Below are 13320 nucleotides of genomic sequence, written 5' to 3' on the forward strand. Positions count from 1 at the left end.
TCACATCCGGAAGACGCCGAAGCCCGGGCCGTTGGGATCCTTCTGGGGCAGCGGGGCATTGGCACAGGCCGTCAGGGCGAGCCCCAGCACCTGCCGGGTCTCCATCGGGTCGATCACACCGTCGTCCCAGAGCCGGGCGGTGGCGTAGTAGGCGTTGCCCTGCTGCTCGTACTGTGCGCGGACCGGATCCTTGAAGGCCTCCTCGTCCTCGGCGGGCCATTGCTCGCCGCGCCCCTCGATCTGGTCCCGCTTGACCGTGGCCAGTACGGAGGCGGCCTGCTCGCCGCCCATGACGGAGATCTTGGCGTTGGGCCACATCCACAGGAAGCGCGGCGAATAGGCGCGGCCGCACATGGAGTAGTTGCCCGCGCCGTACGAACCGCCGACGACGACGGTCAGCTTCGGCACCCGGGTGGACGCCACGGCCGTCACCATCTTGGCGCCGTGCTTGGCGATGCCACCCGCCTCGTAGTCCCGGCCGACCATGAACCCGGAGATGTTCTGCAGGAACACCAGCGGGATGCCGCGCTGGTCGCACAGCTCGATGAAGTGCGCGCCCTTCTGGGCGGACTCGGAGAAGAGGATCCCGTTGTTCGCGATGATGCCGACCGGGTGACCGTGGATCCGGGCGAAGCCCGTGATCAGCGTCTGGCCGTACTCCGCCTTGAACTCGGCGAAGCGCGAGCCGTCCACCACCCGGGCGATCACCTCCCGTACGTCGTACGGCGTGCGCGAGTCGACGGGAACCGCCCCGTACAGCCCGGCGGGATCGACCTCGGGCTCGTCGGCGGGCTCCACGGACCAGGGCAGTTCCCCGCGCGCGGGGAGCGTCGCGACGATGTTCCGCACGATCCGCAGCGCGTGGGCGTCGTCCTCGGCGAGGTGGTCGGTGACCCCGGACGTACGGGAGTGGACCTCACCGCCGCCGAGGTCCTCGGCCGTGACGACCTCGCCCGTGGCGGCCTTCACCAGCGGCGGTCCGCCCAGGAAGATCGTGCCCTGGTTCCGGACGATGACCGCCTCGTCGCTCATCGCCGGGACGTACGCCCCGCCCGCCGTGCAGGAGCCCAGCACCGCCGCGATCTGCGGGATACCGGCCCCGGACATCCGGGCCTGGTTGAAGAAGATGCGCCCGAAGTGGTCCCGGTCGGGGAACACCTCGTCCTGCATCGGGAGGAACGCGCCGCCGGAGTCCACCAGGTACAGGCAGGGCAGCCGGTTCTCCAGGGCGACCTCCTGGGCACGGAGGTGCTTCTTCACCGTCATCGGGTAGTACGTGCCGCCCTTGACGGTCGCGTCATTGGCGACGATCACGCACTCCCGGCCGCTGACCCGCCCGATTCCGGCGATCACCCCGGCCGCCGGAGCGGCGCCCCCGTACAGCCCCTCGGCCGCCAGAGGTGCCAGCTCCAGGAAAGGAGAACCCGGGTCGAGCAGGGTGTCCACCCGCTCCCGGGGCAGCAGCTTGCCGCGCGCCACATGCCGGGCGCGGGCCTTCTCACCCCCGCCGAGCCGTGCCGTGGTGAGCCGCGTGCGCAGCTCCTCGGCGAGCGCGTGATGCGCCGCCTCATTGGCCTGCCAGGCCTCCGAGGCGGGATCGGCCGCGCTCGCCAGGACCGGTGCCTGCTGCATCGTGTCGAGCCCCCTTGCCCGTACCGCTGAAGTTAATAAGCGTTAACGCATTGCGTTCAGGTTAACGAGCGCTAACGCGCCTGTCTAGAATGAATCTTCATGAGCACCAATGCCGCCGACCGCACCGCCGCCCGTGCCGTCTCCCGTGTCGCGGCTCCCACCCGCCGCGAGCAGATCCTCAGGGAGGCCGCGCGCCTCTTCGCCGAGCGTGGCTTCCACGGTGTCGGCGTCGACGAGATAGGGGCGGCGGTCGGCATCAGCGGCCCCGGCCTCTACCGTCACTTCCCCGGCAAGGACGCGATGCTCGCCGAGCTGCTGGTCGGCATCAGCGAGCGCCTGCTCGCCGGCGGCAGGCTCCGCGTCACCGAGGACGCCGACTCGTCGGGCGGCTCGCCCCGGGACCTCCTGGACGCCCTCATCGAGGGTCACATCGACTTCGCCCTGGACGACCGCCCCCTGATCACCCTCCACGACCGTGAGCTCGACCGGCTGCGCGACACGGACCGCAAGCGGGTGCGCCAGCTCCAGCGGCAGTACGTGGAGGTGTGGGTCGAGGTCGTCCGCGCCCTCTACCCGGGCCTCGCGGAGAACGAGGCCCGCGTCACCGTGCACGCGGTCTTCGGCCTGCTGAACTCCACCCCCCACCTCGCCCGCCCCGAGGCACTCCCGGGCCGCGAGGCCACGGCCGCCCTGCTGCACCGGCTGGCACGCGGCGCGTTCGAGGCGGCGGCCTCCTGATCGAGGGGCCGGTCAGGTGCCGTTTCGGTCCGCGTCGGCCCTGATCTCGTCGAGGGACTCCTGCATGGCGTCCCGTGCCCGGCCGAACCAGTCCGTCAGCACGGCGATCTCGTCCGGCCCGTAGTCGGCGAAGAGGGAGCCCAGGCGGGCGTAGAAGGGGCCGTACACCGCGAGAATGCGCTCCTGCGCCGATTCGTCCATCACCACGTGCAACCGGCGCCGGTCGCCCGGGTCGGGCAGACGCCGGGCGTAACCGGCCTTCTCCAGCCGGTTGAGTACGCCGGTCACCCCGCCGGTGGTCAGCCGTGCCCGCTCGGCGAGGTCGCCGGCGGTCAGCGGCGTCCCGGCCAGGGCGGCCTCCATCACGAAACCGAGGCAGGTCAGGTCGGTGGTGTTGAGGCCGAGCCGCCCGGCGATGTCGTGCTGCCCGAACTGCGCGAGCGCGATCATCCGGTCCATCGCCCGCAGCGCCTGGTCGGCCGTCGCCTCCGGGCGCTTCTTGCCGTCCACGGAGATTCCCCTTAGTGTCTAAGTAACTTAGCTTGTAAGCTATTGGCGCCGGTGGTGGAGCTCCGGTCGCTGAACTATCACACCCTGAGGAGCCGACGTGAGCGCACATGGTGACCACGACCTGGGCCACACCGTGGCCGGCTGGACCGGTACGGCCGTCGGTGTCCTGGGGAGCGCGGTACTGGGAGCGGGCGTCATCACCGCGTCCGCCGCGATCCTGTGGCTCGGCGCGGCCGTCGTCCTCACGGCGGCGCCGACCTGCTGGGCCCTCCATCTCGCGGGATGGGGCAAGGCCGCGGGGCCGCGCCCCGTGGGTGCACAGGACTGGCGGACCCGGGACACCGCCGCCCGCCACGGCCACCCGGGCTGCCTCGGCTGCCGGATGGCCGGCCGCGGTGGGGTCCGTGCCGCCGCGGCCGCGATGCCGACGCCCGCGTCCCGGCCCGCCGAGGTGTGAGCCGCGGAAAGGGTCGCCCGGCGCACCCGCGGTGTTCCCGCGCGGCGCCGGTGCGCGGGCGGCCCGGGACTCCGCGGTACAAGACGCCCGGCACACAGCGCGTTCCTGGCGGCACAATGGGTTCATGCCGATACCCAGCCGCGCCGCCCTCGTCGAGCACCTCGTCCGTACGCGTATCGCGGGCGACGTAGCCACCCCCCGCGACAACAACCTCTCCCACTACCGCAACCTCGCCAACGGGGACCGCCACTACTGGCTGGGGCTCGAGCTCGGCGACCGGTGGCGCGACGAGCAGGACGTGCTGGCCGTGATGGCCGAGCGATGCGGGGTCAGCGACGACCCGGAGCACCGGCAGGGCCAGGACACCATCGACCCGGAGCTCACCGTCGACGCCCTGGACCGGATGGCGGCCCGGCTGCGGAAGGCGGCGGCGGGTGCGGAACGGGTGCTGTTCGCGACCGGGCACCCGGGCGGGCTCCTCGACGTGCACCGGCAGACCGCGGCTGCCCTGCGGGCCGCCGGCTGCGAGATCGTCAGGATCCCCGGCGGGCTCATGGCGGACGAGGGCATGGTCTTCCAGTTCGCGGACGTGGCCGTCCTGGAACGCGGTGCGACCCTGTGGCACACGCACTCCCCGGCGCCGATGGCCGCGATCCTGGACGGACTGGAGCGTGAGGGGCGGCCCCAGCCGGACCTGGTCGTGGCCGACCACGGATGGGCCGGGTGCGCGGGACAGCGCGGGCTCGACTCCGTCGGGTACGCGGACTCCAACGACCCGGCGCTCTTCCTGGGCGAGGCCGAGGGCACCCTCCAGGTCACCGTCCCGCTGGACGACCACGTCACCGACCCGCGGTTCTACGACCCGATGACGGACTACCTGCTGGACGCGGCCGGGCTGCTCGGCCCCGTCGACCTGGCGTAGCGGGCCGCGAGCGCCCGCAGGTGCTCGACCAACTCGGCCGGCTCCGTCACCGTGAAGTCGTGGCCGAGCATGCCCAGATGGACGGCGAGCGTGTCCAGTGAGTCGGCCCCGGTGTCCAGGACACAGGTCTCCGCGTCGACCGCCTCCACCGAACCCACCGCGGGATTGATCCGCTCGAGCACCGTGGCGGCGGGTGCGTGCACCGTCACCCGGGCGCGGTGGCGCCAGGCCGCGGCGGACGCTTTGCCCGCGACGAAGGCCGCCGCATTGCCTTCAGGGTCCTCGCGCGCCGCGAAGCGCGGCCCGGACGGGGTGCGCGGGGTAATCCGGTCCGCGCGGAAGGTGCGCCAGTCGTCCCGGTCGACGTCCCAGGCGACCAGGTACCAGCGGCGGCCCCAGTTCACGACACGCTGGGGTTCCACCAGCCGGCGCGTCGACGCCCCCGCGTGGTCGCGGTAGTCCAGGCGCAGACGCTCGTGGTCGCGGCAGGCGGCCGTCAGCGTCATGAGGACGTCCGTGTCGACGGCCGGGGCGGGCCGGTCGGCGGGCACCGGCACGGTGTACTGCTGCAGCGCCCGCACCCGGCGGCGCAGCCGGGGCGGCAGCACCTGCTCCAGCTTGGCGAGCGCCTGGAGCGAGGTCTCCTCCATGCCGGCCATCGAACTCCCGGCGACATTGCGCACCGCGACGGTGACCGCGACCGCCTCGTCGTCCTCCAGGAGCAGTGGTGGTATCGCGCTGCCCGCCGCCAGCCGGTAACCCCCGGCCGATCCGCGGGTGGCGTCCACCGGGTAGCCGAGCGTGCGCAGGCGCTCGATGTCGTTGCGCACCGTCCGGCCGCTCACACCGAGCCGTTCGGCGAGTTCGGTGCCGGGCCACTCGCGGGGTGACTGGAGCAGGGACAGGAGCCGCAGCAGACGGGCGGAGGTTTCCAACATGCCCCCACTGTGAGGCCCCAATAGGAACGAACTCTTCCTATTCGAATCCTAGAATTCTGCTCATGGAGAACAGCACCAGCACCACCAGCTCGAACGTCCACGCCGACGCCGTCCGGCCCTTCCGGGTCGAGATCCCGCAGGCCGAGATCGACGACCTCCACGACCGCCTCTCCCGCACCCGCTGGAACACCGGGGTGCCCGGCGTCGAGGGCTGGTCGCGCGGCGTACCCGCCGACTACCTGAAGGGGCTCGCCGCGTACTGGGCGGACGGATTCGACTGGCACAAGGCCGAGGACCGGTTGAACGGGTTCCCGCAGTACCTCACCGAGATCGACGGGCAGAACATCCACTTCGCGCACGTCCGCTCGGACAGGGCCGACGCCACCCCGCTGCTGCTGATCCACGACTGGCCGGGGTCGTTCGTCCAGTTCACCGACGTCATCGAGCCGCTGTCGCGCGACTTCCACGTCGTCGTCACGTCCACGCCCGGCATCGGCTTCTCCGGGCCGCTCTCCTCGCCCGGCTGGAACACCGGCCGGATCGCCGCCGCGTTCACGACCCTCATGGCCCGTCTCGGCTACGAGCGCTACGGCGTCCAGGGCAACGGCGGCGGCGCCTGGATCGCCGGTGAGATGGGCCGGATCACGCCCGACCACGTGGTGGGCATCCATGTGAACGGCCTGGTCACCTTCCCGTCGGACGACCCCGCGGACTTCGCCGGCCTCACCGAGGGCGAGCAGACCCGGCTGGAGCGGCTGCAGCAGTTCCGCGACGACAAGATGGGCTTCAACGCCATCCAGTCGACCCGGCCCGAGACGGTGGCCTACGGACTGCACGACTCGCCGGTCGGTCAACTCGCTTGGATCGTGGAGAAGTTCAAGGAGTGGACCGACACGGCGAAGGAACTGCCCGAGGACGCGGTGGACCGGGACCGGCTGCTGACCAACGTCAGCCTGTACTGGTTCACCGGTACGGCGGGTTCCTCGGCCCACCTGTACTACGAGGCGGCCCACGACCCGAGCGCCTGGGCGCCCAAGGAGCGCGGTACGGTCCCGACCGCGGTCGTCGTCGCGCTGCCGTCGGACGTCGCCATCCGCCGGTACGCCGAGCGCGACCACAACGTGGTGCGTTGGACCGAGTTCGAACGCGGTGGCAACTTCCTCTCCCTGGAACAGCCCGATCTGCTGGTCGAGGACGTGCGGGAGTTCTTCGCGGGCCTCTAGGACCCCTCGTCCGTACCGCGCCGGGCCCGGCGCCGCTGACCGAGGCCCGGCGTCGGATCCAGATAGACCCGGCGGACCGACGGATACCGCTCCCGCAGCTGCTCGTCCGCCTCCTCGCACGCCCATTCGACCTGCTCGGCACTCGCCACGTCCCGGAAGTCGACCTTCGCCGCGATCAGCACCTCGTCCGGGCCCTGGATGAGCGTGGTCAGTTCCAGCACGTCGATGATGTGCGGGACGGAGAGCAGCTCCTCCCGCACCCCCGCCCGCATCGCCGCCGACACCGGACGTCCGATCAGCAGCTGGGCGTTGGACCGGCAGAGCACCCAGGCCACGTACACCAGGAGGACGCCGATCAGCACGGACGCGATGCCGTCCCACATCCCCGATCCGGAGAGCTGACCGCCGAGCAGACCGCCGGCGGCCAGCAGGAGACCGATCAGCGCGGCGGAGTCCTCCATCACGACGGCCTTGACCGCGGTGTCGGGGGTGCGGCGCAGATAGCGGGGCGCGGGGACCCCGAGGCCGGCCGCCTCGCTCCGGACCTGCCGGACCCCCGTGCGCAGCGAGTAGCCCTCCAGCAGGAAGGCGACGGCGAGCACGATGTAGGACACGAGCGGGTCGCCGAGGTCCTCCCCCTGGACCAGGGTGTGGACGCCGTCGTAGAGCGAGAAGACCGCGCCGCCGACGAACGTGGCGACGGAGGCGAGCATCGCCCAGATGTACCGCTCGGGGCCGTAGCCCAGCGGGTGCTCCTCGTCGGCCGGCTTCCGGCTGCGCCTGAGCGCGGTGAGGAGCATGACCTCGGTGACGGTGTCGGCCACCGAGTGCGCGGCCTCCGAGAGCATCGCGCTCGAACCGCTGATCAGGCCCGCCACCAGCTTCGCCACAGCGATACCGAGGTTGGCCGCAGCCGCGACGACGACGGTGAACGTGGACTCCCCACCATGGCTCTTCTCGTCACTCATGGTGGGGAGTATGTCCGTATACGGGTCTTCAGTCCCGCGGGACGCGGACCACGCCCTCCTGGATGACCGTGATGGCCAGCTGTCCGTCCGCCGTGTAGATCCGGGCCTGGCCCAGACCGCGCCCGCCGGAGGCCGACGGCGACTCCTGGTCGTACAGCAGCCATTCGTCGGCGCGGAAGGGCCTGTGGAACCACATCGCGTGGTCCAGGCTGGCCCCCACCACGTCGCCGACCGCCCAGCCGCCGCGCCCGTGGGCGAGCAGCACCGAGTCGAGCAGCGTCATGTCGGAGACGTACGTGGCCATGCAGACGTGCAGCAGGGGATCGTCCGCCAGCTTGCCGTGCGTCCGGAACCACACCTGGGACCGCGGCTCGCGCGGTTCGCCCGCCGTGGCGAACGGCGGGGCGTCCACGTACCGCAGGTCGACCGCGGCCCGCGCCTCGAGCAGCCGGTCCACCATCAGCGGATCGGCGAAGCGGTCCGCGTACCGGGGCAGCATCTGTGCGGCCGTGGGCAGGGTCTCCGGGTCCGGGGCGGACGGCATGGCCGCCTGGTGGTCCATGCCCTCCTCGTACGCCTGGAAGGAGGCCGAGAGGTGGAAGATCGGCTTGCCGTGCTGCACCGCGACGACCCGGCGGGTGGCGAAGGACCGCCCGTCACGGATGCGGTCCACGGTGTAGACGATCGGTGCGCCCGGATCCCCGGGGCGCAGGAAGTACGCGTGCAGGGAGTGGGCCGACCGGTCCGTCGGCACCGTACGGCCCGCGGCGACCAGCGCCTGCGCCGCGACCTGGCCGCCGAAGACCCGGGGCACGACCGCGCTGCGGCTCATGCCCCGGAAGATGTCCTGCTCGATCTGCTCCAGGTCGAGCAGATCGAGCAGGGATTCAAGTGCTGCGCTCATGGAGGAGAACGTAGCCGCTCTTACAGGCCCATGGACTTGGCGATGATCGACTTCATGACCTCGCTGGTGCCGCCGTAGATGCGGTTGACCCGGTTGTCCGTGTAGAGACGGGCGATCGGGTACTCGTTCATGAAGCCGTAGCCGCCGTGCAGCTGGAGGCAGCGGTCGATCACGCGGTGCGCGACCTCGGTGCAGAACAGCTTCGCCGAGGCGGCCTCGGCGGCGGTGAGTTCACCGGCGTCCAGGGCCTCGATCGCCCGGTCGCAGACGGCCTCGGCCGCGTCGACCTCGGCCTTGCAGGCGGCCAGTTCGAACTTGGTGTTCTGGAAGGACGCGACGGACTTCCCGAAGACCGTGCGGTCCTGTACGTACTGCTGGGCGAAGCGGATGGCGGCCTTGGCCTGGCCGTACGCGCCGACGGCGATACCGAGGCGCTCCTGCGGGAGGTTCTGGCCGAGGTAGGAGAAGCCCTTGTTCTCCTCGCCCAGCAGGTCATCGACGGGCACCTTGACGTCGACGAACGCCAACTCGGCGGTGTCGGAGACCTTCAGGCCGAGCTTGTCGAGCTTGCGGCCGACCGAGTAGCCCTCGGACTTGGTGTCGACGACCAGGAGGGAGATGCCGTGGCGGCGGTCGTCCGCCTTGGGGGCGTCCGTGCGGGCGCAGACGATGACCTTGTCGGCGTGGACGCCACCGGTGATGAACGTCTTCGCGCCGTTGAGGACGTAGTGCGTGCCGTCCTCGGAGAGCTTGGCGGTCGTCTTCATGCCGGCCAGGTCCGAGCCGGTGCCCGGCTCGGTCATGGCTATCGCGTACATCGACTTGCCGGAGACGAAGTCGGGCAGCCAGCGCTTCTTCTGCTCCTCGGTGGCGTATGCCTTGAGGTAGGGCAGGCAGAGCAGGACGTGCACCCCGGAGCCGCCGAAGGAGATGCCCGCGCGGGTGGTCTCCTCGTACAGGATGGCCTCGAACTTGAAGGTCTCCATGCCCGCGCCGCCGTACTCCTCGGGCACCTCGATGCCGAAGATGCCCAGCTCGGCGAGCTTGTAGTAGAAGTCGCGGGGCGCCTGGCCCGCTGCGAACCACTCGTCGTAGACGGGGACGACCTCGGCCTCGATGAAGGCGCGGACGGTCTCCCGGAACGCCTCGTGGTCCTCGTTGTAAACCGTACGGCGCACGGGGTGCCTCCTGTGTCAGCTTCAGCATCGGCTCGGGTCACTGGCTAAGCGCTTGCTCAGACCTCTGAAAGTTACCCGGCGGTCACCGTTGCTGTCCAGGGTGATGCTCGGCACGCCTGCACCTCCACCTCCGGCCTCGTAGCAGAGAGTGCTGACGCCGAGCGCTGCGTACACCCGAATGGCGGCGGGCGACGGTCGGGCGCACAGTGAAAAAGGAGCCGACGAGGACGAGGGCAGCCTCGTCGCCACAACCCTCTGTGAGGCAGTCATGGCTGATGTCGAGTCCCTGGGCGGGAGTTCAACGACAGACAGGAGTGGAGGTCAGGCCGGGCGCGGCAGGACCACCATTGCCGACAACGTGGTGGCGACCATCGCCGGAATCGCCATCCGCGAGACGGACGGCGTGTATTCCGTCGGCCGAGGAGCGTCGAGGGCCCTGGGTGCCGTCACCGGGCGGGTGTCCGGGTCGTCCGGACACGGACGCGCCGTCAAGGTGGAAGTGGGGGAGAAGCAGACGGCGATCGATGTCGACATCGTGGTGGAGTACGGCATCCCGATCCATGAGCTCGCCGAGCAGGTCAGGACTCATGTGACGGACGCGGTGGAGACGATGACCGGTCTGGAGGTCGTCGAGATCAACATCAACGTCTTCGACGTCCATGTTCCGGGTGAGGAGGAAGAGGGCAGCGAGGACGAGGAGAACCGCCGCCGGGCGTCCGCCCGCGTGCAGTGAGCCGCGCGACCGCCTGCCGGGTCTTTCCCGCCGAGGCGTCGGGACCGGCGGCGAGCGCTGAACGGATCGAGTGGGAGTCGTCACCCGGATTTCGTCTGGAGAGTCGTCGAACATCGTTACGCTGCACCGCAGTTGCCGAGAGCGCGGAGGCCTGCGGTGGGGGAGCCGACATTCGGAGTCCTGGGGCCGCTCCAGGTGAAGGCGCACGGTGTCCCGGTACGGATCGGCGGAGCCAAGCCCCGAGCCGTACTGGCGACTCTGCTGCTCCAGCCGAACGGCTTCGTCTCACTGGACCTGCTGACGGAGGTCCTGTGGCCCGGTGGCGCACCTCGGTCCGCAGTCGCCAACGTGCGCACGTATGTACGGACGCTACGGTTGCGGCTGCCTCCCGCGGCGGTCGACGGACTGCGTACCGAGACCTCCGGCTACTCGCTGGACGTCGCACCCGGGCAGGTGGACCTGCTGCTCTTCGAGCAGCGGCTCGCGGCGGCCCGTGCCGCCCGCGAGCGCGGTGAGGACGCCGCCGCACTGCGCGCCTACGAAACGGCCCTGGGGCTGTGGCGCGGCGGGGTGCTCCAGGACGTGGCCTCCAGCGTGGTGTGGGACCCGGCCGTCACGCGCCTGGAAGGGCTGCGGTCGCTCGCGGCCGACGAGTGCCTGGAGTTGCGGCTCCGGCTCGGGGACTACGCCCACCTGGTATCCGGCCTGCGGTCCCGGCTGACCGAGAGCCCTCTGCGGGAGGACCTGTGGCGGATGCTCGTGCACGCGCTGAACGACGCGGGCCGCAGCGCCGAGGCGCGGTCCGCGTACGCCGAGGCGGAGCACGTGATCGCCGCAGAGCTCGGGATCGGGCCGAGCGAACCGCTGCGGGCCATCGGCGCCGAGGTCAACGGCTACACCGGCCGCCGCCGCGCAGCAACGCCCGTTCCCGTCCGCCAACTCCCGATGGACATACCCGACTTCACCGGTCGCGCCGTCGAGGTCGCCGACCTGGAGGAGCTACTGTCCACCGCCGGCCGACAGCCCGTGGTCGCGGCGGTGTCGGGGCCGCCGGGCGCCGGGAAGTCCACATTGGCCGTGCATGTCGCCCACCGGGTGCGTGACGCGTTCCCCGACGGGCAGCTCTTCGTCGACCTGGCCGGAACGAGCGAATGCCCCCGTGAGGCGGCGGACGTCCTGGCCGAGATGCTGCGTGGCCTGGGCGTCATCGACAGCGCGATACCCGGTGAACCGGGCGAACGCGCCGCGATGTTCCGGTCCCGCCTGGCCCAGCGGCGCTTCCTCATCGTGCTCGACGACGCCCTGGACAGCGCACAGGTGAGCCCGCTGCTGCCCGGCACCGGCGGCTCGGCGGTGCTGGTCAGCTCGCGGCGCCGGATGCCCGGTCTGCCGGCGCACGCCTGCCCGCTCGGGCTGATGCGGCACGACGACGCCCGTGCCCTGTTCGGGGCCATCGTCGGCGCGGACCGGCTGCGCAGGGAGGGAGCCGACGCCGACCGAGTCCTCGCCGAGTGCGGATCACTGCCGCTGGCGGTACGGATCGCGGCCGCCCGGCTCGTGAACCGGCCCGGCTGGAGCGTCGGCACGCTGGCCGACTCGCTGCGCGACGAGCGCGGCCGCCTCGGGGCGGTCGGCTCCGGAGGTGAGCTGGAGGTGCGGGCCGGCGCCGAACTCAGTTACCGCCATCTGCCCGAGCCCGCAGCCCATGCCTTCCGTACGTTCGGTGACCTGCCCGACGACGCCGTCCCTGGCTGGCTCGTCGCCGTTGCCACGGGGTGCGACAGCGATACGAAGGGGGGCCTGGAGACCCTGCTCGACGAACACCTCGTCGAAGTCGTGGGCAGGGACGATCTCGGTCTGAACCGTTACCGCATGCACGATCTGCTGCGGTCCTACGCCCGGGAAATAGCCTTGACGGACAATCAGGAGATACGGCTGCGGCGGCGCCTCCGGGTCATCGACGCACTCATCGCCCTCTCCCGCTCCGCCAACGCCGCCATGCCCACCCGCTTCCTCGGCGTGCTGGGCGATCCCGACGAGCGGGGCTTACCGGACGGACCGGCGCATGCTGTCGCCTCCACGGTGCGCGCCCGGCCAGTGGACTGGTTCGAGAGCGAGCACCGCAACCTCGTCGCCGGAGTCGACGCAGCCGTCCGGCTCGGGCGGACCGACCGGGCCGCCGACCTCGCGATCGAACTGGCGGGCTTCTTCGACATGCGGGGCTACTACGGGGACTGGCTGCGGACCCACCGGCTCGTGCTCGACGCCATGCCGCACCACGACGACCTCAGGGCGGCGGCCCTGCTGCGCAACCTCGGCCAACTGCATCTCTACCAGGACCGGTACCCCGACGCGCTCGCCTCCTTCGACCGGGCCAGGGCGCTCTTCGCCGAGCTCGGTCACCCGACGGGGGAAGCGATCGCCGCGGTGGGGGCCGGCTCGGTCCACCGGGTCGTGGGTGATCTCAGCACCGCACTCGTGACGTTCACCGCCGCGCTCCAGGAATTCGCCGCGGCCGGCGACCGGCACGGCGAGGCGGTGGCACGCAACGCGATCGCCTCCGTCTGGCTGGAGCGCAAGGACCCGGAGACCGCGGCCGGCTGGCTGAGCGGGGCCCTGGAGCTGTCCCGTGCCGACGGGGACCGGCACCGCGAGGCACAGGTGCGCCGCAGGGTCGCCGTGCTGCACGAGCTGCGTGGCGAACCGCAGTCGGCGCGCGGCGAACTGGAGCGGGCCCTCGGCATCTTCGACGAGCTGGCCGACCTGCACTGCGCCGCATACGTGCAGCAGAGCATCGCGGAACTGTGCTTGCGGCAGGGCGATGCCGGTGAGGCGTCGGCGCTGTTGATCGGGGCACTCGCCGTGCAGCAGCAGCTCGGGGACCGCCGCGCCGAGGCCCGGGTGGCCGGCCTGCTGGGCGAGCTGCACGACGCGACCGGCCGCAAGCAGACCGCGCGGCACTACTTCCACCGCTCCCTCGCGACCTGGCGCCGCCTGGGCCTTTCCGACGAGGCCGGACTGGTGGATGCCAAGCTCCGCTCGATGCGCTGAGCGCCGGGACAGGCAGGTGCGGGTGCGACCGCCGTCGCACCCGCACCTGGTACAAGGGGTCATCGG

12 protein-coding genes are annotated in these 13320 nt (G+C 71.3%); 6 read left to right on the top strand and 6 right to left on the bottom strand.

From position 1 onward, the window contains the following. Complete coding sequence (locus OG844_RS32295) at window positions 1–1632, bottom strand: carboxyl transferase domain-containing protein (protein ID WP_406395067.1); 1632 nt, start codon at window positions 1630–1632, stop codon at window positions 1–3. Window positions 1633–1731: 99 nt separating this feature from the next. Between OG844_RS32295 and OG844_RS32300 the strand changes: the two genes are divergently transcribed. Further along, window positions 1732–2370: a TetR/AcrR family transcriptional regulator gene (locus OG844_RS32300; protein ID WP_406395069.1), complete on the top strand. Its 639-nt coding sequence runs from the start codon at window positions 1732–1734 to the stop codon at window positions 2368–2370. Between the two features lie 12 nt (window positions 2371–2382). Here OG844_RS32300 and OG844_RS32305 read toward each other — a convergent pair whose 3' ends face one another. Continuing rightward, the gene (locus OG844_RS32305; RefSeq protein WP_406395071.1) at window positions 2383–2880 is read right to left on the bottom strand and encodes a MarR family winged helix-turn-helix transcriptional regulator; all 498 of its coding nucleotides are present in this window, start codon (window positions 2878–2880) and stop codon (window positions 2383–2385) included. A gap of 97 nt (window positions 2881–2977) precedes the next feature. Here OG844_RS32305 and OG844_RS32310 point away from each other — a divergent pair, with 97 nt between their 5' ends. Both OG844_RS32310 and OG844_RS32315 read left to right on the top strand, forming a co-directional pair. Then, window positions 2978–3337 carry an HGxxPAAW family protein gene (locus tag OG844_RS32310; RefSeq protein WP_406395073.1) on the top strand — a complete coding sequence of 120 codons (360 nt, stop codon included), beginning with the start codon at window positions 2978–2980 and terminating at the stop codon, window positions 3335–3337. A gap of 124 nt (window positions 3338–3461) precedes the next feature. Further along, window positions 3462–4259, top strand: a complete 798-nt coding sequence (locus OG844_RS32315; protein WP_406395075.1) for a phosphatase — start codon at window positions 3462–3464, stop codon at window positions 4257–4259. Here OG844_RS32315 and OG844_RS32320 read toward each other — a convergent pair. Further along, entirely contained in the window at window positions 4211–5197 is a 987-nt protein-coding gene (locus OG844_RS32320; RefSeq protein WP_406395077.1) for a helix-turn-helix transcriptional regulator, read from the bottom strand. The two genes, OG844_RS32315 and OG844_RS32320, sit on opposite strands and share 49 nt — an antisense overlap. A gap of 62 nt (window positions 5198–5259) precedes the next feature. On the opposite strand from OG844_RS32320, the gene OG844_RS32325 reads away from it, so the two are divergent. Next, a complete protein-coding gene (locus OG844_RS32325) occupies window positions 5260–6420 on the top strand; it encodes an epoxide hydrolase family protein (protein ID WP_406395079.1) in 1161 nt (386 codons plus the stop codon). Here the strand turns inward: OG844_RS32325 and OG844_RS32330 are convergent. Genes OG844_RS32330 through OG844_RS32340 form a run of 3 tightly spaced genes read right to left on the bottom strand, consistent with a single transcriptional unit; the run spans window position 6417 to window position 9470 of the window. Beyond that, window positions 6417–7388, bottom strand: coding sequence for a cation diffusion facilitator family transporter (locus OG844_RS32330; RefSeq protein ID WP_406395081.1), 972 nt, complete (start codon window positions 7386–7388; stop codon window positions 6417–6419). The genes OG844_RS32325 and OG844_RS32330 overlap by 4 nt on opposite strands. 28 nt (window positions 7389–7416) lie before the next feature. Then, window positions 7417–8292 carry an acyl-CoA thioesterase II gene (gene tesB / locus OG844_RS32335; protein WP_406395083.1) on the bottom strand — a complete coding sequence of 292 codons (876 nt, stop codon included), beginning with the start codon at window positions 8290–8292 and terminating at the stop codon, window positions 7417–7419. 20 nt (window positions 8293–8312) lie between these two features. Next, on the bottom strand, window positions 8313–9470 hold the full coding sequence (locus tag OG844_RS32340) for an acyl-CoA dehydrogenase family protein (protein WP_406395085.1): 1158 nt from the start codon (window positions 9468–9470) through the stop codon (window positions 8313–8315). 268 nt (window positions 9471–9738) lie between these two features. On the opposite strand from OG844_RS32340, the gene OG844_RS32345 reads away from it, so the two are divergent. After that, complete coding sequence (locus OG844_RS32345; protein WP_406395087.1) at window positions 9739–10203, top strand: Asp23/Gls24 family envelope stress response protein; 465 nt, start codon at window positions 9739–9741, stop codon at window positions 10201–10203. A gap of 156 nt (window positions 10204–10359) precedes the next feature. Then, entirely contained in the window at window positions 10360–13254 is a 2895-nt protein-coding gene (locus OG844_RS32350; RefSeq protein ID WP_406395089.1) for an AfsR/SARP family transcriptional regulator, read from the top strand. Window positions 13255–13320: the final 66 nt, after the last annotated feature.

This window comes from Streptomyces sp. NBC_00887 (genome assembly GCF_045207585.1).

Coding starts and splice junctions, on each gene's coding strand:
- OG844_RS32320 (WP_406395077.1), bottom strand. CDS start 5,197: ATGTTGGAAACCTCCGCCCGTCTGCTGCGGCTCCTGTCCCTGCTCCAG.
- tesB (WP_406395083.1), bottom strand. CDS start 8,292: ATGAGCGCAGCACTTGAATCCCTGCTCGATCTGCTCGACCTGGAGCAG.
- OG844_RS32330 (WP_406395081.1), bottom strand. CDS start 7,388: ATGAGTGACGAGAAGAGCCATGGTGGGGAGTCCACGTTCACCGTCGTC.
- OG844_RS32315 (WP_406395075.1), top strand. CDS start 3,462: ATGCCGATACCCAGCCGCGCCGCCCTCGTCGAGCACCTCGTCCGTACG.
- OG844_RS32295 (WP_406395067.1), bottom strand. CDS start 1,632: ATGCAGCAGGCACCGGTCCTGGCGAGCGCGGCCGATCCCGCCTCGGAG.
- OG844_RS32325 (WP_406395079.1), top strand. CDS start 5,260: ATGGAGAACAGCACCAGCACCACCAGCTCGAACGTCCACGCCGACGCC.
- OG844_RS32345 (WP_406395087.1), top strand. CDS start 9,739: ATGGCTGATGTCGAGTCCCTGGGCGGGAGTTCAACGACAGACAGGAGT.
- OG844_RS32300 (WP_406395069.1), top strand. CDS start 1,732: ATGAGCACCAATGCCGCCGACCGCACCGCCGCCCGTGCCGTCTCCCGT.